The organism is Pseudomonas maioricensis (assembly GCF_022790535.1).
Lineage (GTDB): Bacteria > Pseudomonadota > Gammaproteobacteria > Pseudomonadales > Pseudomonadaceae > Aquipseudomonas > Aquipseudomonas maioricensis.
On record NZ_LOHG01000014.1, the window covers coordinates 1 to 22645 of the forward strand.

Sequence of the window (22645 nt, forward strand, 5' to 3'; positions counted from 1 at the left end):
CGAGGCCGCGATAGCGGTTTATCAGGCAGACCGCTATCGCGGCCTCGCGGTGCTCGTGCGCTCCTACAGGATCTGCTCCGTTAGCCGTCAGGCATTTCCCATCTGCCTCATCCGCGCCGCCTGGGTGAAGTCCAGCATCCGCTGCAACGGCCTGACCGCATGGGGGATCACTGCTGGATCTACGAAGATTTCGTTGGTGCCCTCTCGCAGACACTGCAAGGTACGTTCAAGGGTGTTCATCGCCATCCATGGGCAATGCGCGCAACTACGGCAGGCCGCGCCGTTACCGGCAGTGGGCGCTTCGATGAAAATCTTGTCCGGGCACAACTGCTGCATCTTGTAAAAAATGCCGCGATCCGTAGCCACGATAAACATCTTGTTCGGCAGGGTCTGTGCGGCCTTGATCATCTGGCTGGTCGAACCCACTGCATCGGCCAGATCAATCACCGACTCGGGTGATTCGGGGTGAACCAGAATCGCCGCCTCTGGATAGAGTGCCTTCATGTCTTCAAGCTGCTTGGACTTGAACTCCTCATGGACGATACAGGCGCCGTCCCAGAGCAACATGTCAGCACCGGTTTCACGCTGGATGTAACGCCCCAGATGCTTGTCCGGTGCCCAGATGATTTTCTCGCCGTTGTCCATCAGGCTTTCAACGACTTCCAGCGCACAACCGGACGTCACCACCCAGTCGGCACGGGCTTTGACAGCCGCGGAAGTATTGGCATAAACCACCACCGTACGCTCCGGATGCTGATCGCAGAACGCGGTGAACTCGTCCACCGGGCAACCCAGATCCAGCGAGCAGGTCGCCTCAAGCGTCGGCATCAGCACGCGTTTCTCAGGATTGAGGATTTTGGCGGTCTCGCCCATGAAGCGAACGCCAGCCACCAGGACGGTTTTCGCCGAATGGTTATTGCTGAAACGGGCCATTTCCAGTGAGTCGGAAACACAGCCACCGGTCTCTTCCGCCAACGCCTGAATCACAGGATCGCAATAATAATGCGCCACGAGCACAGCATCCTGAGCCTTGAGTTCGGCCGCAATGGCTGCGCGGTAATGGGCCTGTTCTTCGACGCTTAGCTCTTTAGGCTGCTTGGCATCAAGATGGGCCTGGACCAACAGGCGTTCGGAAATTTGTGTCATGTTCGCTGGACCTGCAAGCGCTCTGATAGCGCACAAGGCGAGTTTACACCCGAAAAGCAGACACAAAAAAAGCTGGAATACCTCATTTTCACGGGCCTTCCAGCTTTATAAGTATGTCGACCTGGGGTCGTGGTTCGGTCTTGGAGCCCGTCGTTCACGTCCGATGGCTCAAGCCGCTGAAGGCGGGCGGATTTTAGCCAGCCCCTTACAGATTTACCATCGGTTTCAGCGGTCTGCGATGCAGGGTCATTTTCCGTCGATAAAACAGCAAATGCGTTGATGCTTTATTCCGGAAATACGCAGCCTTTATTCCTGAGACTGTCGATAACCCAACGGCGGTCGTTATTGCCCTCAGCGATATCCAGAAGTTGCTGTGTTTCAGCCGCATGTTTGGCACTGGCTTTGTTCAGAACACTGTCGACTTCATTAAAAGGAATGCTTAACAAGCCGTCGTCATCGCCAACAATCATATCGCCCGGCTCGATGACCATGCCGTTGATTGCAATCGGAACATTGATTTCACCGGGACCATCTTTATAAGGACCGCGATGAGTGATACCAGCGGCAAACACAGGAAAGTCATCAGCGGCAATGCTGGCTGCATCTCGAATAGCACCATTGATGACTATACCGCCCAAGCGCTTCTTGATGGCGTAGGCGACCATCAATTCACCAATGATTGCGTTGGTCAGATCCCCTCCGGCATCCACCACAATCACATCGCCAGGTTGGGCGATATCGAGGGCGTAATGCACCATCAGGTTATCGCCGGGCCGGCACTTCACCGTCAGCGCGGGACCCGCCAGCACGCCGGAACGGTGCATGGGCCGCAACGCAGCGCCACCAGCCGTCATGCGATTCATAGAATCACTGACATTGGCCACGGGCACCTTACGGTAACTTTCGACTTGCTCCACACTCACCTGACGGGTGCGTTTCAATACTCTGAATCCACTGGACATGCTGTCGCCTCACTGTGTACTGACGGACCAACGCCAACAACGGCGCTCCATCTTGAGTTAGATAAATAGTCAAAAACCGAACACTAAAAAACCTGCGGATAACTTTCTTCAGGGCGAACGAAGCCGCGCCCCGGATATCGGAATCGAAATAACGAATGAAGCCTGAATAAAGAACGATGCGGTTAAAGCGCCTCCTGCATTAATCAGCAAGATTCAAGTTGTAGGTGTACGCCGCCGTCTGACTGAACAGAAAGCGCTTCTCCCCTGCAGTAAAGTCGGCGGTTATTTTCTTGAAGGCATTCCACATCACGCCATAGGAATACATACCCTTATCCACCGGAAAGTTACTTTCAAACATGCAACGCTCCACACCGAACGCTTCGATGCAGTGCAGGATATAAGGACGCCATAACTCGGCGAGCGTGTCTGAGTCAGGCGGAAGTTCACGGGTATGCAACGCAAAGCCACCGACGTCCATGCCCAACCCACCCAGCTTGACCAGTACGTTAGGGCAATTGGCCAATTGGCAGATCAGCCGCGACCACTGAGCGAAGACCTCTTCCCGACGACCGGCATACGGGCCGATGCCTACGGGCCCGCCCACGTGGTCCAGCACGATCACCTGATCCGGAAAGGACCTGGCCAGATCCAGGATTTCCTCGAGCTGGGTGTGATAGCCCCAGACATCCAGCGCCAGCCCGTAATCGTTGAGAAGACTCACCCCCTTGCGAAAGTGCGTGTCCCGAAGGATGCCGGACGGCGGCGGCCTGGGGTTTGAAACCACCTGCGGATCGACGTGCCAGGCTGTGACGTTACGAATGCCCTGCAAGCGTGACCCCGCCCGTTCAAGCATCTCTTCCAGTACTGGCACCACCGCCTGCCCCAGACGCAAATCGGCACCGGCCACAATGGCGCTGCAAATGCGCGCCGGGCCGTAAAGACCGCTGGCACTGAGCGCTGCTATACCGTTGGCGAACTCCACTTCGCCCACACATTGAAACGACTCGGGCCGATCCATGTTGTACATCGAGCGGCATTGCACATACACCGATGCCAGCACCCGATGGCCGCTGTCGAGATCGTCCAGATAATCGTCCAGCAGGTAATGGTTTTCCGGGCGATCCCACAGATGGTGATGAGCATCGACAATCGCTAATTGCGGATCGATCGCCGGTTCATCCACCCGCGCCAGCCAGTCCTTGCGAACCGGCAGGTGCGGCGAGCCTGACGGTTTCATCAGTGGGCCCGAATATCAGAGATAAACTTGGCCGCACGCGGGTGTTTTGGCGCCGTAAAGAAGTCTTCCGGCGCGGCACGCTCCAGTACCTGCCCTGCGTCCATGAACCAGATGCGGTCAGCCACTTCGCGAGCAAAGCCCATCTCGTGCGTTACGCAAATCATCGTCATGCCTTCGGCGGCCAGGTCCTTCATCACCTGCAACACCTCGCCGACCATTTCCGGGTCAAGGGCGCTGGTGGGTTCATCGAACAACATCACCGGTGGCTCCATGGCCAACGCCCGGGCAATCGCCACTCGCTGTTGCTGTCCACCGGACAACTGCAATGGCATGGCGTCGGCCTTGTGCGCCAGCCCGACCTTCGCAAGCAGATCACGAGCGGTTTTAGCGGCGTCGGTCTTGTTACGGTTGAGCACCGTAATCGGCCCGATCATGACGTTATCCAGCACGCTCATGTGCGGGAACAGGTTGAAGTTCTGGAACACGAAACCCACCCTGCTACGCAAGGCATTGAGGTTCTTTTTCGAGGCGTGAACGTCTTCGCCGGAAATCAGAATGCTGCCGTCCTGAATCTCTTCCAGACGGTTCACGGTACGAATCAAAGTGGATTTCCCCGACCCCGAAGGCCCGCACACTACAACCACTTCACCGGCCGATACCTGCTCAGTGATATCGCTCAGTGCGCGATATTCGCCATACCACTTGTTCACGTTCTTGAATTCGATCATTTAGGTTGCCCCACCAGAACTGGATTTTCTTCGACGCTTTCATCTACTACGCGGGCAGAACCCAGGCGCTTGCGGTTGATGGTGTCTTCCAGCCATTTGGCGAGACGACTCAGCGAGAAGCACAACACGAAATAGAAACCGGCCAGCAGCGCGTAAACCTCGAACGGCTGGGTCAACAGCTGGTTGTTGATCTGATAGGCCGCAAAGGTGACTTCCTGCGTACCAATCAGGTAAGCCAGCGAGGTGTTTTTGGTGATCATGATGAATTGGTTGAGGATGCTCGGCAGCATGTTGAACAGCGCCTGCGGCAGCACGATCTTGCGCATGCACTGGCCGTAGCTCATGCCAATTGCCCGCGCCGCTTCAACCTGGCCTTTGGGCACCGCGTTGATCCCGGCACGTACTACCTCACCCAGATAAGCCCCTTCGTACACCACCAGCGCCACCAGCATGGTGACGAAGCCGGAGATGTTGATACCGGTAATCAGCGGCACCGCGAAGTAGCACCAGAAGATCAGCAACAGTAGCGGGATGGCCCGCACCACATAGGTGTAACCCATGGCCACGTTGCGAATCGGTGCTATGGATGAAGTGCGCGCCAGGCCCATCAAGACCGCCAGCGGGAACGAAATAATCAGCGCCAGCAACGCGATGATGATGGTCAGTGCCAGACCGCCCAGCGGTCCTTGGGGGTACTGCCCGATCAGCAGCAGAATCCCGTAATCGTGAAGAATCTCGAGCATGGTTACCTCGCCATCCGCAGATCGATGCGTCGCTGCCAGACGGCACCCAGAATCATGATCGTCCAGGAGCCGATCAGGTAGAACAGACTTGCCACGGCAAAGGTCTGGAAGGTCATGTAGGTTTCACCTTCGATCTGTCGCGTGATGTACATCATTTCCGCGGTGCCGATGGCCATGGCCAGTGCGGTGGTCTTGAACAGAGAAAGCGCCTGATTGACCAGCGATGGAGCCGATGCGCGCATGGCCTGCGGAATCAGAATCTTGCGCAGGGTTTGCACGTAATTGATCCCCAGCGCACGGGCCGCTTCGGTCTGGCCGTTGGGCAACGAACGGAAGCCGCTGCGCAAGTCTTCGGAGACGTAAGCCGCGCTGTTCAACGTCAGCGCGATAATGGCGAAAATCACTTCGCCGCCGTGGCCGTTGATCCAGTCCTGTGCAGCCAGCGGCAGCAGTTGCGGGATGCCGAAATACCAAACAAACAGCTGCACAAGACTGGGCACGTTGCGGTGATATTCAACAAAGACCGCCACCACGAAATCGCCGATCCGTCCGGGGATCAAGCGGATCCCCATCAACAGGCAAGCCAGAATGAACGCCAGCACCGCCGAGATGAAGAACAGTTGCAGTGTTACCCCTGCCCCGCCCAGAAACGCGTGCAGGTAGTCCCCCTGAAGCAGGGAACCGAAGCCATTGAAAATTGACACAAGCACCTCGATCGGGCCGCGTGAAGCGGCCCGCTTTCAATCACTGGAAATCAGATAGCGGTGTGAGTTTCTTTTCACGCACCAGCTTGTATTCCGTCTGGTCGCCGTACCAGTGATCCCAAAGTGCTTGTAGTTCGCCGCTGGCTTCCATGTCTACCAGTGCCTGATTGATGGCATTGGTCAGCGCGGTTTCGCCTTTTTTCACGCCTACGCAGTTAGGCTCGAAGTGCAGTGCCTGATCGAGAAAGCGCATGTTCTGGCTGCGGGTATGGAAGCGAATCGACGCCGGCTCAGTCATTGCCATGCCTTGGACCTTGCCTTGCTGCAGGGCAAGAAACGCAGAGGGCGCGTCTTCAAAACCTACGACTTTGGCATCGGTAATCTGCTGGCGTGCATACAGTTCAGGCGTAGAACTCTTGATAGCGCTGACGCGCTTGTCGGCCAGGTCAGCGAAGGTTTTGATACCGCTGTCGCCTTTGACCAGCACCTTGATCGGTACCTGATAGTAAGCCGAGGAAAAATCGATCTGCTCGGCACGCTCCTTGGTGTAACCCAACGCGGCGGCTACTACATCGGCGCGGCCGGAAATCAGCGTCGGGATCCGCGCACTGACGGCGACGCCCTGCAGCTCGGCCTTGACCCCCAGATGCTTGGCCAGGGATTTACACAAATCGACATCCAGCCCAACGATTTCCCGGGTGGTCGGATCCTGATATCCCAGGGGCACGCTGTCAGTCAACGTCGCGCAACGCAGGGTTCCGCGATCCTTGACGTCCTGTAGGCCGTCAGCCATTACCGTGGTTGCTGCCATCAACCCCATCAAAGTAAGCAAAACCTTTTTCATCATGGTCGGTATCTCTTCAAGAATGAGGGCAGAAATAAAAGCGGATCTTTTTTTAGTTTTTTTGAAAGTAGTTTTTGGCCACGACTCACCTCAACTCAATGCCTGGCATGCCTCCTTCATTCTCCGGCACCCTTCGGTAATGATCTCGGTCGACGTGGCAAACGAGAGACGCAGATAAGGTGACAGGCCGTAAGCCGCACCATCGAGCACCGCGACGTTCGCGCTCTCGAGCAAATAGTTGCGTACATCCAGATCCGACTGCAGCACTAAACCTTGCGGCGTGCGCTTGCCAATCAGACCGCCGCAGTTAGGGTACGCATAAAACGCCCCTTCAATGGCCAGGCACTTGAGGCCCGGTACGTCATTCAACAATTCGATGATCAGATTGCGGCGCTCAGCAAATACCCGTGCTGCTTCTTCGACGAAACTACCACCCTCTTCGAGCGCTGCCACTGCGGCAGCCTGACTCACCGCCGATGCGCCGCCGATGCTTTGCGACATTAATTTGTCCATCGCCTTGATCAGCGGCAGCGGGCCGCCAGCATAACCAATGCGCCAGCCAGTCATGGCGTAAGCCTTGGATACACCGTTGATTACCAGGGTGCGTTCCTTGAGCTCCGGGGCTTGCACGGCAGGCGCGGGCAATGCGGCACCGGCGTAGTTGAAGTGTTCGTAAATCTCGTCAGTCATCAGCCACACCTGTGGATGACGCACCAGCACATCGACGATGGCCTGCATTTCCGCTTCGCTGTAAATCGCGCCGCTTGGATTGTTCGGTGAGTTGAGCACCAGCCACTTGGTCTTCGGCGTGATCGCGGCTTCGAGTTGCTCAGGCTTGAGCTTGAAGCCCTGGGAGTCCGGGCACTCGACGATAACCGGTACACCGCCATTGAGCTTGACGATGTCCGGATAGCTGACCCAGTAAGGCGCGGGGATGATCACTTCATCGCCATCATCCACGGTGCAGGTGAACGCGGTGTAGATCAGTTGCTTAGCACCCGAACCGACCACGATCTCCGCCAATGAGTAATCCAGACCGTTGTCCTGCTTGAACTTGCGCTGCACGGCGGTCTTCAGCTGTTTGGTGCCGGTGGTCGCGGTGTAGCGAGTCTGCCCTGCCAGTGCGGCAGTGCGCGCCGCCTCGATAATCGAAGTCGGGGTGACGAAGTCCGGCTCGCCGACGCAGAAGTCGAGGATCTTCTTGCCAGCGGCTTCAAGCTCCATGACTCGCGCTTTCGCGGCAACACTGGCGGACGATGCAAAACGATTCAGTCTGTTCGAAAGCGGGTACGACATTGTGGATGACCTGTAGGTTTAGGCTCGGTTGCCTTGAAGACTACTGATTGCCAAAACCAACAAAAAGCGATTTTTTGTTGTGTTTACTCATCTCCTGAGGGAATCTTTCAGTGAGCGAACGAGGATTGCGCAATGATTACGATCAAGCAGATAGAAGCGATTTTCTGGGTCGCCCGGCTGGGCAGTTTCGACTCGGCAGCCGACCACCTGAACACCACGCAGTCGGCCATTTCCAAGCGTATTCAGGATCTCGAAACACGCTACGGTCAACCGCTGTTCGACCGCTCACGGCGCAGCGCGCAACTCACGCCCATGGGTGAGGAACTGGTCGCACTGGCCTCAAGCCTGTTGAACCAGCGGGACGCCATGTTGCAGCGTCTTGAAAGCCCGGAGAACCTGCAACGCAAGTTACGTCTGGGCGTCACGGAGCTGACTGCCTTGACCTGGTTGCCTGATCTGGTCAGCGGGATTCGCAGCGCTTATCCGCTGGTGGAGATCATTCCGGAGGTGGACCTGAGTCCGGTGCTGTACGAGCGTCTGGCGAGCAACTCCATCGACTTGATCATTGTTCCGGATATCTTTCAGGACAATCGCTTCTCTGCCGAGATTCTCGATTCGGTGGAGAACGCCTGGATGTGTACGCCCGCTCTCGCGGGTGATCAGACGCGTATGACGCTGGAGGAGCTGGCATCGCGCACGCTGATTATTCAGGGCGCGCTGTCAGGCATGGGCATGGCCTATGGGCAGTGGTTCAAGATGAAAGGCATCGACATCGCCAAGTCGATTACCTGTAACAACTTGCTGGCACAGATCGGCCTGGCGGTGTCCGGGCTCGCGACGGCATGCCTGCCGTTGCACTGCCTGAGTCATGTGCTGGATCGCAAGTTGTTGCAGCGTCTGGATGTCACTCCAGCCCTGCCGCAGATTTCGTACAAGGCGATGCATCGCAGCACTGAGGATGACCGGTTCATGGCTGACATTCTGGGCATTACGCGCAAGGCGTGTGACTTCACCAAGTTCATTATTCATTGAGGTGCGGGGCTTCGGGCTACTGAACTGGAATGCGGTCCATACGACAGACTCCATGTTGACTGTTGGAGCGAGGCTTGCCCGCGAAGAACGATAACTCGGTACATCGGATCCACTAGGGCGACTGATTCGCGGGCAAGCCTCGCTCCAGCAGGCCCCGACCAGACGACACAACGTGCCACCCGGCACACCCATCCTGCGCGCCTCCTTCTCCCCTCTTTCAATGCATTCATCAAAAGCGTTCATATCCCAATTGCATGGCATTTGACTATCATGTAACAATAGTGAGAATCATTATCATTACATTTAACAATTCTTAACCCTATTCCAAGCGCACTGTTGTTAAAAGAGAGCCCGCTTAGAGCAAAGCCAGAAGGAAGATCGACATGCGAGTACTGGTGGTAGAGGACGATGTGGCCGTGAGCCACTGGCTCGGCAGCAAACTGCATGCAAGCGGGCACAACTGTCGGATGACCGATAACGGCGAAGGCGCGCTGGAAATGCTTGAGCGTGAAGCTTTCGACGTTGTGATCCTGGACCGCATCCTGCCGAAAATGGACGGTATAGAAGTACTGACACGTCTGCACGGCAAGCCTCATCCTCCGGTCCTGATTCTCTCGGCCAACGACCAGTCTGCTGATCGAGTCGAAGGCCTGCGGGCCGGGGCCGATGACTACCTGGGCAAGCCTTTTGATTTCACCGAGTTGCTGCTGCGCCTAGAACTCCTGGCCCGTCGGCGCAGCCAGTCAACCCACGAGGAAAGCATCCAGATCGAAGACTTGCACATTGATCTGGGTCGGCGCGAAGTCACACGCGGCGGCCAGCGCATCGACCTCACCGACAAGGAGTACAAACTGCTGCTGGTACTGGCTAAAAACAATGGCCAGACCGTCACCCGCGGCATGCTCCTGGAAAAAGTCTGGGGTTATCACTTCGATCCGCAGACCAACCTGATCGACGTCCACCTGTCGAAACTGCGCACCAAGATCGACAAAGGTTTCCAGCGCTCAATGATCCGTACGATTCGTGCCATTGGATACGCCCTTGGTTAACACCGACAACCTCAAGCTGCTGCTGAATACCAGTAACTTTCGTCAGGCCACCACGATCGCCTTTATCTGTTTACTGGTAGCGCTGGCTTCGATCATTTTGTGTAACCACCTGCTGGAGATCGTCATGCGAAGTCATGTGCGCGAGATGATCCTGGCCGACGTGCGCTCGCAGCAACTCAATGGCCGCCTGCAGAAAACCGAGCAGGTGCTGGCAGCACTGGCGTATCGCGACCCTTTCGAAACGCGCAAGGACCGCCACGCTCTGTTGTTCGACAGCAATGACAATGTGGTTTTCGGCGACGCCAGCCTGCTTCTGCAAAGGCACTGTAAAGAGCTCTGCAACAATAACTGGCGTCATACCCAAGTGATTGATGCACACGGCAACGAAAGCGAAATACTCGGTTTGCTGGTGCCACTCGCCGATGGCGGTCATTACTTCAGTGCGTACGATCTGCACCCGATGCTGGAACGCACCCGCATCATTCCGTTGCTGACTGGCGCAGGCCTGCTGCTGATTTTGTTGTTCATCCTGCTCACCAGCTTGCCGTTCAGTATGCGCAACATGTACCGCATCAATCGCATCCGCCATGCGCTTGCGCTGTACGCCAAGGGCGATCACAGCGTGACGGTGCCGCACGACGAATACGGCGACGAGTTCGATCAGTTGGGCAGTGACGTCAATTTATGCCTGCAACGCATCAACCGGTTGATGGACGAGGTGCGTAACGTCACCAGCCATATTGCGCATGAGTTGCGCACGCCACTGACCCGCCTGCAGAGCCGCCTGCAAAACGCCACAGAAGGCGTGGACGGCGACATCCGTGCCGAGCTGTTGCAGGCCGTCAAAGAGAGCGAGCGAATTCAGAATCTGTTCCGCGCCGTGATGCGCGTGGGTGAAGTTGAAACCGGCCGCTGCGCTCATGACTTCGAAAATATTCAGGCTCACGAACTGCTGATCGACGTGCGTGATTACTACCTGCCATTGGCTGAAGAACTAGGCTGTCCGTTGCTCATCGACACCGACAGCCGTTGCTGGCTGTACGGCGACAGGGCCTTGCTGTTTCAAGCCATGGCCAATCTGGTGGATAACGCACTGAAATACGCACCACGCGGCCTGCCCATTACCCTCTTCGCCTCCCACCATCAGGATTGGAGCCACTTGGGCGTCGCCGATTGCGGCCCCGGTATTCCGGCGCAGATGAACGACAAGGCCATGGAGCGCTTTCAACGCCTGGACACCAGCGGCAACGTGCCCGGTAATGGTTTGGGACTCACGCTCAGCAAGGCGATCTGCGACCTGCACGGCGGCTCGCTGAAGCTGCTCGACAACAACCCCGGGTTACGCGCCACCATCAAGATCAAGGCACGTCAGGAACTGCGCTGAAACGACTGCGTTCCTTAAGCATTCTTAATGATCGCGTACTTGTTAACCAATTGAGAATGAATCTTAATATCGGCCATTCCGGGGCATATCTCCCCAGATCAGATTTGATTACCGAGCCGATAAAAGGAGCCTCTCAATGTCCCCGTCCCTGAAAAAATTCCTCGCTGATGAAAGCGGTGTGACAGCCATCGAATACGGCATTCTCGCGGCCGCCATGGCCGCTGCGATTGGTGTGATCTTCGGCTCCGATGGCGTATTCGTGACAGCTCTCAAGGATCGTTTCTCGTCCATCGCGGACCAGATCACCAACACCAATAACCCTGGCACCTCTAAGTAAGCAAGCGAATCGGAGCCAGTCATGGGCGACACTTTCATCATGCTGGTTCTGCTTCCAGCGCTGGCCTGGGTGATCTGTTCGGATCTGCTCTACCGCCGTATTCACAACTTGCTGGTGGTGTTGCTCTTCGCTGTCTGGCTGTTTCTGCCGATGTCCGCCGCGTTCGGTCTCGGCCCATGGGGCGCGATGAGCGGTGATCAGCTGTTGAGCCTGCTGGCTCGCTGCGGGGCAACTGCAACGATGGTCTTGCTGGTGGGCTACAGCTTGTTCTGCTTGGGCCGGGTGGGTGCCGGTGACGTAAAACTGATGGCTGTGCTGTGCCTCTGGGCAGGTGACGGGCAGATGGTTTTCCTCATCGTTACAGCCTTGGCAGGCGGCGTACTGGCACTGCTTCTACCGATGTTGAGCGTCGTCGAAAACAGTCTCGCCAAGGGCTGGCAACAGTTGGCGACACAACACCTGAAGCTGAATATCGAAACACCGACAGTGCTGACCGAAAACCGCCCGCTTGGCATTCCTTATGGTCTGGCCATTGCGACCGGAGCGCTCTACACCCTGTTCGTCCCCATTCACTCCTGACAGCACGGTTCACTCATGAAAGCCCCCTCCATTCTTCTTCTGGCAGGCACCTTGCTGGTGGCTGGCAGTGCAGCATTGCTGGTCCGAGTCATGTTGAAACCCGCCCCTGCCACCGTCGTACAGCAGCAAGCGCCTAAAAAGGTCGAACCGGTGAACCTGCAAGCCATTCTGGTTGCCAGCCGTGACCTCAAACCTGGCGAGTTCATCGACACCGCTGCGGTGCGCTGGGAAGAAACCGAGCAGGAGCATTCACCGCTGCTCTACTTCCTCAAGAGCAAGGACAACGTCGGCATGGTCCTGGGTGCGACCGTGCGCCAACCCATCGGCAAAAACGAGGCGCTGGCCAGCAACTTGCTGGTCCACCCGGGCCAACCGGGATTCATCGCCGCGGTAATCAAACCGGGCCTGCGAGCGATTTCCGTGCCGACCAGTGCCGTAGCCAGTAACTCCGGCCTGATCTCCACGGGCGACCGTGTCGATGTGATCCTCAGTCTGGACCGGGATAAAGAAGAATCCACGCTGCAGCCGGGCCAGATCGTCCCGCGTCTTGCATCGCAGACGTTGCTGCGCGGTGTACGAGTGCTGGCCTTGAACAACGTCACCCGTGGCGAGTTGACGCCGCGCAGTGAGGAAGCCGAGCCAAAGAAAACCAAGCGTGAGTTCTATGACACCGCGACGCTGGAAGTCAGCCCGGCGCAAGCCGAACGCCTGGCCGTAGCCAGAGAGATCGGCACCCTGCAACTGGTCCTGCTCAGTGCCAGCGAGCCGGTTGCGCAAACCACGGTGGTAAATCCAGACCGGGTCACCTCACTGACCCAAAGCACCAGCATCTACGACAGCTTTAGCGGCCAGGCCCCCAAAGCGCCCAAGGTCCAGATGTACCGTGGTGCTCAGGCCGAAGTTCTCGACTTCACCCGGTAACCACCCATTGCCATAGCACACCGCCGGACAGAACCGGCCGGAACAGCCCACTCGGAATCACAGACAATGAAGTTCGTTTCGAAAGCTCCCGCCGCCTCGCTGGCCTGCGCCCTCGCTGCAAGCCTGATCTGGTCCAGCATGGCCTGCGCACAGGATGCCCCGGCCGCCCCGGATGAAGCCGATCAAGGCCAGGATGAAGCTGATCAGGGCCAATACGTCGTCCAGGAGCAACCTGCACCGAAAAGGCTGAACCTGCCGCGCAAGCTGACTCAAGTCAAAGAGACAGAAGACGTGCAACTGCTGGTCAAGCAAGGACGCTTGCTGCAGCTCCCGAGAGCCGCGACCACTGTCCTGGTCGCAGACCCGTCAGTGGCCAGCTTTCAAGTGCCCTCGCCCGGAAGTGTCTTTGTGTTTGCGCAGAACGCGGGTATCACGACCCTGTACGCCATGGATGAAAATGACGAGGTTATCGCGGCGCTGCGTCTGGTCGCTACACACGACCTGTCAGCGCTGAGCAAGCAGATCGCCGAAGAAGTGCCTGGCTCCAAAATCGAATTCGGACCGTCTTCGGGCAGCGGCCTGATAGTACGCGGCAGCGTGCGCACACCTCAGCAAGCCAAGCAGGTCATCAAAAGCGTCGAGGCTTATCTGGGTGCAGCAGACAGCAGTTCCCAGGGTGGCGCTGGTGGCGGCGGCGCAGCGGGGGGCGCTGGCGGTGGCGGCGCTCCTGCGCCCAAAGTCATCAACCAACTGAAAGTCGAACTGTCCGCTCAGGTCAACATCAGCGTACGGATCGTCGAAGTGTCGCGCAGCATGACCACATCGCTGGGCATGAACTGGGGCGTGGCGCTCAAGGACGGTAACTTCTTCTTCAGCAACGCCAGCAGCCTGTTCGATGCAACCACAGGGGCAATCCTGCAGCCGACCGGCACCAATACTGTTGGTCAGGGCACGCGTACTCGAGGCTCGACCACGGTATCAGGCCTGCTGACAGCACTGTCCGAGGACGGGCTGGCCACAGTGCTGGCCGAACCAAACCTTACAGCGATGTCCGGCGAGACAGCGGGTTTCGCAGCAGGCGGCGAAGTGCCAATCGTGATCATCACCAACAACAACGTGACCATCGAGTACAAGCAGTACGGCGTGATCATGCGCATGACGCCAACCCTGCTGTCGCCCAACCGCATCAGCCTGCATGTGGCCCCGGAAGTCAGCGATCTGTCGGACGAGGGCGCGGTCATCCTGCAGGGCAACGTCATCCCGGCGTTCAAAGTCCGCCGCGCCGACACCACCGTAGAGCTTGCCAGCGGCCAGAGTTTTGCCCTGGCAGGCATGCTGCGCAGCAACGTCGCCCAACAGGTCACCGGCGTGCCAGGCCTGAAAAGCATCCCTGGCATTGGCCGCCTGTTCGAGACCGAAACCAGCTCACAGGAAGACACCGAGCTGGTCATCATCGCCACCGCCTACGTCGTGGAACCAACAGTGCCAAGCGATCTGCAGACACCGGGCCGAGGCATTCGCGCGCTGGACGCCCAAATGCCAAGCCAGGCGTCCGCTGGCTACCTGTACTGAGACCCGGAGAACATCATGCCCGTTGTCAAATCACTGCTTTCTCTCGTCGTCGTGGCCCTGCTGCTCGGTGGCTGCGACCGCCCGCTGAACCAGATGCGTGAAAGCCGTTTCGCGCCCCATGACCAGGCTCAGGCACAAGGCATTACTGTTGCGCCTTCGGCCATGGTCACCTCTTTGCAGGCCACACCCAATGGCGGTTTTACTCCAGAGTCCCTGGCCAACCTCAACACCTTGCTCAAGGCCCAGGGGCGTCTGCGTAACCAGACCCTGACGCTGCAACCCCTGACACCGGTTGGCGAAAAACTCGCTGAACGTCTGGCCAGCGTCTTGCGCGAGCAAGGTGCGAATCTTCAGCAACTGCGGGTCGCGCCAGTACAACTGCAAGCTGGCAACACTCAGGACTGGGACCTGCAGGTCATCTCCGAAGCCCTGGTGGTCAAAACCCCGGAATGCGCCATCGCTGACGATAAAACCTGGACCGTCAAACCCTACATGGCAGTCGGGACGCTCGGTTGTGCCAATCGCGCCAACGTGGCCCGCATGGTCGCCGACCCGCGTGATCTGGTCAGGGCGCAAACCCTCGACGCCGGTGACGGAACAGCGGCGGTGAATGCAGTGAGTCGCTACCAGGACGGCGAGACCCGCGAGTTGCTCGATATCGACTTCAACGAAGACTGATCTTCTGGACCAGCACGCCGGGCCTGAGCACGGCGTTCTGCATACTCCAGCAATCAGTGCTGCCAGGCGCCGAGAGGACATCAACATGAATGACAACACCCTTCACAGCAGCGACAACCAACCGTTAAACAGCGGCGTCATGCTATTCCCCTCCTCCGCCCAGGAAGCACAGCGTTTCGTCGAGCAGATCGTGCGTCTGGGTCATGACGCCAGCCACGTTCTGGCAGGCGGTATCGGCGCAGCCATCAACTGGAGCCAGGTCAACCCGTCGCCCGCCGTGATGCTGGTGGACATCGATGGCGACCCACTGCCTTTGCAATCGCTCAGTGAGCTGTTTGAAAACTGTGACCCTACGTGCCAGATCGTTACCACTGGCAGCCGTCAGGATGTGGATCTCTACCGTACCCTGCTGCGCAACGGAGTCTGCGATTACCTGGTCAAGCCGGTGCCTTTTGACTTGCTGGCAGCAACGCTGGCCAGAGCACAGGGGGCCGATCAGCACGAAGCCCATGGCGTGCGTAACGGCCGCACCATTGCCATTACCGGTGCCAGCGGCGGTTGTGGCAGCAGCACCGTGGCTGCCGGGTTGGCGCAATTGCTTTCAGAGCAACGTCACACGGCGACGGCTGTGGTGGACTTCGACCGTCACAATGGCGACCTCGCCTTGCTGCTGGGCTACGACGGCGATGCCGGGCTGGCTGGCGCATTGAACAGCAACGAGATCGACAGCCGTTTCCTGCAACGCTCGATGGGCAAGATCAATGATCGCCTGCACTTGCTCGCTCAGGAGCCTAGCTACCAGATCGATCCGCATCTGGCGGTCGACCATCTGCTCAGTCTCGGCGGCAACCTGTGCCGCATGTTCAATCAGGTGATCTGGGACCTGCCCGCTGGCCGCCCAAGCGGCTCCATGGAGGTATTGGCCCACGCGCAAACACGTATTGTCCTCGCCGACATGAACGTCCAGGACGCACGTAATACCCACCGGTTGCTGCGCGAAATTGGCGATGAGAGCGAGGGTCAGCATCTGCTGCTGGTGATCAACCCGTCGCGAGGCAATCTGGCGTCGGGTGTCGAGCGTCAGCAATTCGAAGAGTTCGTCGAACGGCGCATCGACCTGGTCCTGCCGTATGTCGCTCAATCCTTGAGCAACAGCCTGCTGACCGGCCCTCTGCGCCTGTCCAGCGCGCCAGCGTTCCAAAGCACTTTACTGGAACTGGCCGACCTGGCGTGCGGGCATACGCCACGTAAAACCAGCCTGCAAAGCGGCAACATCATCAGCCGCCTGAAGAACGTTCTGGGCCGAAGCCGTTCGGCCGCCTGAAAACGACCGACCAGGAACGAGGAATTCAAACATGCTCATCCGTCAGCCGCAAAAACCGCAACCCGCACGAAAGCAAGCACCGGAAACATCCGCCCCGGCGGCGGTGCAGGAAGTTCGCGCCACCACGGTTGCCCGGAACATGCCGGGCAAATCGCTGGACAGTGCAGGTGCGCATAACCGGCGGCTGATTCGCGGCCACCTGTATGACCAGATCGACCCGCTGAAAGCCGCCGCGATGGGCCGCGATAAATTGCGCGGGCAGATCGAGTCACTGATCCGCCGCATCTGTGACGAAAACCGCTTGCAGCTCTCCCGTCAGGAAGAGGAAACCATTGCCGAAGAAATGCTCAACGAGATGGTTGGCATTGGTCCGATCCAGCCGTTGCTGGCAGACGACTCGGTGAACGACATTCTGGTCAACGGCGCCGGGCAAGTCTTCGTCGAGCGCTACGGCAAGCTGGAGTTGTCACCCATTACCTTCGTCGACGAAGCCCATGTGTTTAACACGGCGCAGCGTATTGCCGCCGCAGTCGGCCGACGCATCGACGAGACTCATCCAATGGTCGACGCGCGTCTGGCCGACGGCAGCCGGGTCAACGTGATCACCTATCCGCTGGCGATCGATGGCACGACGATTTCCATTCGTAAGTTCATGCGCCGCAACATGTCCCTGGAAAGCCTGTCCGAGCGCGGTGCTATCTCCATGGAAATGGTCGAGGTGTTGCGCCGGGCCATGGTCGCCAAACTCAATATTATTGTTTCCGGCGGGACCGGTGCAGGCAAGACCACCTTGCTCAACGCCCTGTCGCAAAAGATCAGTGATGAAGATCGCATCATCACCATCGAAGACGCCGCCGAGCTGCAGTTGCAGCAAATTCATGTGGTGCGCCTTGAAACCCGCCCGGTCAGCGCCGAAGGCACTGGCAAAGTTGATCAGCGGGACCTGGTGCGTAACGCCCTGCGGATGCGCCCTGACCGGATCATTCTCGGTGAAGTGCGCGGCGGCGAAAGCTTCGACATGCTCCAGGCGATGAACACCGGTCACGATGGCTCGCTGTGTACGGTCCACGCCAACACCCCGCGCGACGCGATCATGCGTCTGGAAAACATGGTGATGATGGCCAGCATGCAACTGCCGCTGGAAGCTATTCGCCGACAGATCGCCAGTGCCGTCAATTTGATCGTGCAAGTGGAACGCATGCGCGATGGCGCACGGCGCATCGTCTCCATTACTGAAGTCTGCGGCATGGAAAACGAAGTCATCCAGAGCCAGGAACTGTTCAGTTTCAAGACCACCAGTGTCGATGCCAAAGGCCGTCTGAGCGGGCAGTTCGTTTCCAGTGGCCAGCGCCCGCAGTTCTACACTAGTCACGCGCACCTGTTCGAAGGTCAGGCTTGATGGACGCCACTCTGGATCTGCTCACCCTGCTGGTATTTCTTGCGGTGCTGCTGGCGTATTTCGCTGCACGCAGCCTCAATGGCCGCCGCCAGAAAGACAAAGACGCCGCGCTGCACCTGGCCTTGTTGAAAACCCGACTCAACGCCGGTGAAAGCGACAAGGCCGCAGCTGCACTGACTTCAACCAAGGCGCAGGACATCCTCCGCGAGATGGAGCGCGTACCTTTCGCGCGCTTGCCGGTGTTTGGCAAGTCGCTGGGCAAGATCTGGTTCAACCTGAGCGTACTCGGCTGGCAAAAGACTTTGCGCACTCGCCTGACTATGCTGACCCTGGCCAGCCTGTTACCGGCCACCCTGTTGGGCCGCGAGATGCCCATGCCCTGGGTGTCCGTGAGTGTCTTGGCAGTGCTCTGCTTTGCTCTGCTGGCTAACATCAGCTACCGCAACGCCTTGGCCAAACACCTCAAACAACTCAAGCAAAGCCTGCCCGAGGCGATTGACGCAATCACCCGCACCGCTCGGGCGGGCGTTCCGATCACCAACGCTTTCGCGTTGGTGGCCGAGAACATTCCCGGACCATTGGCGGTGGAGTTTTCCCTGATCGACAACTGGATGCGCCTGGGCCTGCCGTTGCGCCAGGCCATGCAGGATTCGGCCAAACGCATCCCGTTGAACGAGTACCGATTCTTCGCGGTGATCCTGATCATCAACCAGGAGGCTGGCGGCAGACTGGGTGAAACGCTCGACCGGCTCGCCTCGACCCTGCGCGAACGTCAGGAGCTGCAATTGAAGATCCAGGCCAAAACATCGGAAGCACGGGCCTCGGCCAAGATCGTTGCCTCGCTGGTACCCATGGCGCTGGGTTACATGTACCTGAACTCACCGAACGATTTCCGTTTTCTGCTCAATGACCCCACGGGTAACAGCGTGCTGTTTTATGCGTTCGGCAGCGTCACGCTGGGCCTGTTGATCACCCAGCAGATGGTCAGGAGGGTGGTATGAGCACGCTGTTTGAAGACCCGATGGCGCAAGGCGCACTGGCCATTCTGCTTGCCGGGCTGGGTCTGGCACTGATTGGCCTGCACCAGAGCAAACTCGTTGCCCCCCTGCTGCAACGCCTCGGCAAGCGTCAGGCAACAGAACAACCGAACGTGCAGCAGGCCAACATTCTGCGCCAGCAGAGCTTGCGACTGCCGCCCCGACTTCAAGCGATTTTGCTACCGATGGCGCGTATCGGTGAAGGCATGGCGGGCACCGCCAATGACCGTCGACATCTTCGCCGGTTGTTGTCCATGGCGGGTATGCGTAGCCATGAGGCACTCGGTCTGTTGATGGTGGGCAAATACACCCTGAGCCTGGTGCTCGCCAGCATTGTGCTGTTCGGCGTGCTGGACGCCAAATCGCGCTTCGGACTTAACGGCCTCGCCTGCGGCCTGACCGCCCTGTTTGCTGGCACGGCGTTGCCCGAGCTGTGGCTAAAGTGGCTCAGCGCCAAACGTGGCGGCAAACTCGCCCGCAGTCTGCCGGATGCACTGGACCTGATGGTGATCTGCGCCGAGGCCGGCTTGCCGCTGGGTCGCGTGCTGCAGGTGGTATCCAAAGAGCTGGCGTTGTCCGCGCCGGAAATGGCTGAAGAATTGCGCTACACCTTCGCCGAATTGCAGATCCTCAGTGACCGCTCACGGGCACTGGTCAACCTCGCCGAGCGTACTGGCGTCAGCGGTATTGAAAGCATGGTTGCAACCTTGATCCAGGCCGAACGCTACGGGACGCCACTGTCTCAGGCGCTGCGCACGATTTCCGATGAAAGCCGTAAAACCCTGATCCTCGACCTCGAAGAACGGGCCGGCAAATTGCCCGCCCAACTCAGCGTTCCGCTGATGACCCTGATCCTGCCGCCGATTGTGGCGATGATGGGCGCACCCGCCATGGTGCGCATCATTCGTCTGCTCGGTAACTGACCCCATGCCGCCCCGGAGCCTACCGTCCATGTCACGCCTGCGTTCTCAATTGATGCTGATCGGCCTGCTGGCCATCGGCGGCTGCACCCACCTGCCCTCGCTAAACACCAGCTCATCGGCGCCGTCACTGGGCAAAGAAGCCAAAGAGGCGCTACGCCTGGCGCATGTCCTGCGCGACAACGGTCGCCTTGAAGCGTCTTACGAAATCTACGAACGCATGGATCAGCGCCAGCAACTCAGCGGCCCTTACCTGCTCGAATACGCCAGCGTCGCGGCAACCGTTCGCCCGCCTCAGGAAGTCCTTACGCTTTATCGTCGCGCCAAACAGCAACTGGGTAACGACCTCAGCCCAGTGCAGCGCCTGACCGTATGCAGCGGCAGTGGTCGCGCTTATCTGGCGCTGGGCATGGCCAAACAAGCCGAGCAGGATTTTCGCTGCGCGCTGGATGCAGCGCCGAACAACGCGCAGGCATTCAACGGTCTTGGGGTCGCCTTGAACCTGCAACATCAGGATGCCGAGGCCCGCAAGCAGTTTGAGAAAGCACTGGAAATCGATCCCGGCTACAACGCGGCGGTCAACAATCTCGCCCTCGCCTGGCTGGCTGGCGGCGACACCACCCGTGCGATCGGCTTGCTCAATCAGTCGCGCAACAACGGCAACGTCGCCCTCCAGCTCAATCTGGCCCTGGCTTACGTACTCGCTGGCCATGACGACACCGCACAGCGGGTCCTTCAGGAAAAACTCCAACCGGAACGCGCAGGCAAGATCCTGGCTGAGTTCCAGGCAGCGCGCGACCGTGTGAGTAAAGGTGCACCGCTGGCCAGTGAGTTGCTGGCAGCCAGCCAACACCCCTTCACGCTCAATGATCAGGACTGAACACTTACATGGCCGAGACACCCGATTGCCGTGAACTGCTGCGCGACCAGAGTGGCGTCACAGCGGTAGAGACCGCGCTGATTCTGCCGGTGCTGCTGTTCGGCATCATGATGCTCTTCGAGCTGGCTCGCATCGCACTGATGATCGGTGTGGGCAGCCTGTCACTGGAGCGAGCGGTGCAGGATTTTCGCACGGATACCCGCTATTACGCGCAAGCGGACCTGCAGGGCGATATCACGCGACGCATGATCGATTCCTCATACGGTTTCCTCACCGAAGAAAACTTCACGGTGGACGTACTGGCCTTCGACAACCTGCGCCAATTCGGCGGTGCCAAGCCTGATCCTGAGGAAGACAGCGTGGACAACTCCCCGCCAATCCTCAGCATCAGTGTCGACATGAGCCAGGAGTTCATGACGCCGTTGCCCGCTTTGTTCGGCCTGGGCAACGCGTTCCAATATCAGTACCGGCACCTGCTGGGCAACCTCATCAGCGAGGAGGACGACGAATGAAATACCGATCGCCTGCTCGCCAACGGGGTAACGCGCTGGTAGAGGCAGCCTTGATCATGCCGTTGCTGATTGGCACCGCACTGATCAGCGCCGACCTCTACAACGTCAGTCAGGCGCGAAGTTATCTGGAACAGAGCGCGCATAACATTGCCTCGGTGCTGGCCATGCAGAACCGGCTGGACAGTGACGGGCTCGACGCTCTGATTGAGCAGGCAGCAGCGCCTGGCGTGCTCGGTGATTATCAGATGATCATCAGCCGGGTCGCGCTGGATCGAAAAATGCCCTGGCGCCCGATTTACCGGGGTAGCGGTGAAGATATCTGCCCAAGTTACAGCGCTTCGACGCGTTACACCGGTGACCTGCCCGAGGAGCGTTCCAGTGAAAACAAGGCAGACGAAGACGACACCCAGAGCAAAACCACCTTGCTGGTCGTGCAGCTGTGCCGCAACAGCAATACCCTGGCGTTGAGCAGCAACCTGCTGGTGGACAAGACCTTGCAGGCGGTGGCCTTCAGCCGGATGGTCTACACCGAACTGGAACTGGATGACCGCCTGGCTCAGGAAGTGGGGCAAGAGCAAGACGACTGAACCCGCCATAATCGTGGGACCGGCTTTAGCCGGAAAGAGGCCGGTACATTCAGAGCTTATGCGTCGTTAGAAATGAAGCTTTCCCGGCTAAAGCCGGTCCCACGACATCAAGAGCGAACTGTCCATCGCGGTCCAAAATTAACCCTTCTTAACTTGTCCTCCCATCGTCAGAGCCTTCTACTGGAAGCCCACCCGCTCGCGGACTTTGCACACCTGATGATGACGCCCTCTCATGCAACTCCCGCCACGGGTTTAAAGCGCCTGGGCTTTCTCGCCCTGGCTTATGGCAGCCTGGGCTGTGCCTTTCTCGGGTTGATCATTCCCGGCTTGCCAACGACTGAATTCGTTCTGCTCTGTGCCTGGGCTTCAGCCAAGAGTTCACCGCGTCTGAGTCGCTGGCTGGAGCAACACCGCGTGCTTGGCCCCTTACTGCATAACTGGCGAAACGGTGGAGTGATCAACCGCAGGAGCAAGCTGGTCGCCAGCCTGAGCATGAGTCTATGCCTGGCGATCCTGATCTGGCATCAGCCGCCGCTCTGGCTTTTGGTCAGCGCCGGGCTGGGCATGGGCAGCGGCGCGCTGTGGATCTGGTCGCGGCCTGAGCAGATCCACACTGTACCGCTGAGCGAGTGAGGTTTTTATCCTGGTGCTATAGATAATTCGTGTGGGAGATTTATGCCTGCCCGCTATGTCTTGGCAGCTGTAACTTCGTCGTGGGACCGGCTTTAGCCGGGAAGAGGTCGATACATTCACTACATTTTCATCGTCTGAATA

24 protein-coding genes are annotated in these 22645 nt (G+C 58.5%); 16 read left to right on the top strand and 8 right to left on the bottom strand.

Annotated features, from left to right (window positions below; genetic code table 11):
* Positions 1 to 87 precede the first annotated feature (87 nt).
* From nadA to AUC61_RS19995, 8 genes are all read right to left on the bottom strand, one after another.
* Complete coding sequence (nadA, locus tag AUC61_RS19960) at positions 88 to 1146, bottom strand: quinolinate synthase NadA (RefSeq protein WP_243247886.1); 1059 nt, start codon at positions 1144 to 1146, stop codon at positions 88 to 90.
* Between the two features lie 284 nt (positions 1147 to 1430).
* Entirely contained in the window at positions 1431 to 2108 is a 678-nt protein-coding gene (locus tag AUC61_RS19965) for an RraA family protein (RefSeq protein ID WP_243247887.1), read from the bottom strand.
* A gap of 199 nt (positions 2109 to 2307) precedes the next feature.
* Positions 2308 to 3345 carry an amidohydrolase family protein gene (locus tag AUC61_RS19970; protein WP_243247888.1) on the bottom strand — a complete coding sequence of 346 codons (1038 nt, stop codon included), beginning with the start codon at positions 3343 to 3345 and terminating at the stop codon, positions 2308 to 2310.
* A complete protein-coding gene (locus AUC61_RS19975; RefSeq protein WP_243247889.1) occupies positions 3345 to 4073 on the bottom strand; it encodes an amino acid ABC transporter ATP-binding protein in 729 nt (242 codons plus the stop codon). The genes AUC61_RS19970 and AUC61_RS19975 overlap by 1 nt, the downstream gene beginning before the upstream one ends.
* The gene (locus tag AUC61_RS19980) at positions 4070 to 4816 is read right to left on the bottom strand and encodes an amino acid ABC transporter permease (RefSeq protein ID WP_243247890.1); all 747 of its coding nucleotides are present in this window, start codon (positions 4814 to 4816) and stop codon (positions 4070 to 4072) included. Before AUC61_RS19980 ends, AUC61_RS19975 begins: the two co-directional genes overlap by 4 nt.
* Positions 4817 to 4818: 2 nt before the next feature.
* Positions 4819 to 5520: an amino acid ABC transporter permease gene (locus AUC61_RS19985; protein ID WP_243247891.1), complete on the bottom strand. Its 702-nt coding sequence runs from the start codon at positions 5518 to 5520 to the stop codon at positions 4819 to 4821.
* A gap of 40 nt (positions 5521 to 5560) precedes the next feature.
* Entirely contained in the window at positions 5561 to 6367 is an 807-nt protein-coding gene (locus AUC61_RS19990; protein WP_243247892.1) for an ABC transporter substrate-binding protein, read from the bottom strand.
* An 87-nt stretch (positions 6368 to 6454) separates the two neighbouring features.
* Positions 6455 to 7660 (bottom strand): aminotransferase class I/II-fold pyridoxal phosphate-dependent enzyme, encoded by a 1206-nt coding sequence (locus AUC61_RS19995; RefSeq protein WP_243247893.1) that lies wholly within the window; start codon positions 7658 to 7660, stop codon positions 6455 to 6457.
* 132 nt (positions 7661 to 7792) lie between these two features.
* On the opposite strand from AUC61_RS19995, the gene AUC61_RS20000 reads away from it, so the two are divergent.
* From AUC61_RS20000 to AUC61_RS20075, 16 genes are all read left to right on the top strand, one after another.
* A complete protein-coding gene (locus AUC61_RS20000; RefSeq protein ID WP_243247894.1) occupies positions 7793 to 8692 on the top strand; it encodes a LysR family transcriptional regulator in 900 nt (299 codons plus the stop codon).
* Between the two features lie 383 nt (positions 8693 to 9075).
* Positions 9076 to 9741: a response regulator transcription factor gene (locus AUC61_RS20005; protein WP_243247895.1), complete on the top strand. Its 666-nt coding sequence runs from the start codon at positions 9076 to 9078 to the stop codon at positions 9739 to 9741.
* Positions 9734 to 11125, top strand: a complete 1392-nt coding sequence (locus AUC61_RS20010) for a sensor histidine kinase (protein ID WP_243247896.1) — start codon at positions 9734 to 9736, stop codon at positions 11123 to 11125. Before AUC61_RS20005 ends, AUC61_RS20010 begins: the two co-directional genes overlap by 8 nt.
* A 136-nt stretch (positions 11126 to 11261) precedes the next feature.
* On the top strand, positions 11262 to 11462 hold the full coding sequence (locus AUC61_RS20015; protein WP_243247897.1) for a Flp family type IVb pilin: 201 nt from the start codon (positions 11262 to 11264) through the stop codon (positions 11460 to 11462).
* Between the two features lie 21 nt (positions 11463 to 11483).
* The gene (locus AUC61_RS20020; RefSeq protein ID WP_243247898.1) at positions 11484 to 12041 is read left to right on the top strand and encodes an A24 family peptidase; all 558 of its coding nucleotides are present in this window, start codon (positions 11484 to 11486) and stop codon (positions 12039 to 12041) included.
* Between the two features lie 15 nt (positions 12042 to 12056).
* Complete coding sequence (cpaB, locus tag AUC61_RS20025; RefSeq protein ID WP_243247899.1) at positions 12057 to 12962, top strand: Flp pilus assembly protein CpaB; 906 nt, start codon at positions 12057 to 12059, stop codon at positions 12960 to 12962.
* Positions 12963 to 13028: 66 nt separating this feature from the next.
* Positions 13029 to 14534: a type II and III secretion system protein family protein gene (locus AUC61_RS20030; protein WP_243247900.1), complete on the top strand. Its 1506-nt coding sequence runs from the start codon at positions 13029 to 13031 to the stop codon at positions 14532 to 14534.
* Positions 14535 to 14549: 15 nt separating this feature from the next.
* Positions 14550 to 15212: a CpaD family pilus assembly lipoprotein gene (locus AUC61_RS20035; RefSeq protein ID WP_243247901.1), complete on the top strand. Its 663-nt coding sequence runs from the start codon at positions 14550 to 14552 to the stop codon at positions 15210 to 15212.
* An 85-nt stretch (positions 15213 to 15297) separates the two neighbouring features.
* Complete coding sequence (locus tag AUC61_RS20040; protein WP_243247902.1) at positions 15298 to 16536, top strand: CpaE/TadZ family protein; 1239 nt, start codon at positions 15298 to 15300, stop codon at positions 16534 to 16536.
* Between the two features lie 31 nt (positions 16537 to 16567).
* Positions 16568 to 17935, top strand: coding sequence for a TadA family conjugal transfer-associated ATPase (locus AUC61_RS20045; RefSeq protein WP_243247903.1), 1368 nt, complete (start codon positions 16568 to 16570; stop codon positions 17933 to 17935).
* A complete protein-coding gene (locus AUC61_RS20050; protein ID WP_243247904.1) occupies positions 17935 to 18936 on the top strand; it encodes a type II secretion system F family protein in 1002 nt (333 codons plus the stop codon). Before AUC61_RS20045 ends, AUC61_RS20050 begins: the two co-directional genes overlap by 1 nt.
* The gene (locus AUC61_RS20055) at positions 18933 to 19895 is read left to right on the top strand and encodes a type II secretion system F family protein (protein WP_243247905.1); all 963 of its coding nucleotides are present in this window, start codon (positions 18933 to 18935) and stop codon (positions 19893 to 19895) included. Before AUC61_RS20050 ends, AUC61_RS20055 begins: the two co-directional genes overlap by 4 nt.
* A gap of 28 nt (positions 19896 to 19923) precedes the next feature.
* On the top strand, positions 19924 to 20772 hold the full coding sequence (locus tag AUC61_RS20060) for a tetratricopeptide repeat protein (protein ID WP_243247906.1): 849 nt from the start codon (positions 19924 to 19926) through the stop codon (positions 20770 to 20772).
* Positions 20773 to 20780: 8 nt separating this feature from the next.
* Positions 20781 to 21284, top strand: coding sequence for a TadE/TadG family type IV pilus assembly protein (locus AUC61_RS20065; RefSeq protein ID WP_243247907.1), 504 nt, complete (start codon positions 20781 to 20783; stop codon positions 21282 to 21284).
* Positions 21281 to 21871 (top strand): TadE/TadG family type IV pilus assembly protein, encoded by a 591-nt coding sequence (locus AUC61_RS20070; protein ID WP_243247908.1) that lies wholly within the window; start codon positions 21281 to 21283, stop codon positions 21869 to 21871. Before AUC61_RS20065 ends, AUC61_RS20070 begins: the two co-directional genes overlap by 4 nt.
* A gap of 219 nt (positions 21872 to 22090) precedes the next feature.
* On the top strand, positions 22091 to 22504 hold the full coding sequence (locus AUC61_RS20075; protein WP_243247971.1) for a YbaN family protein: 414 nt from the start codon (positions 22091 to 22093) through the stop codon (positions 22502 to 22504).
* Positions 22505 to 22645 lie beyond the last annotated feature (141 nt).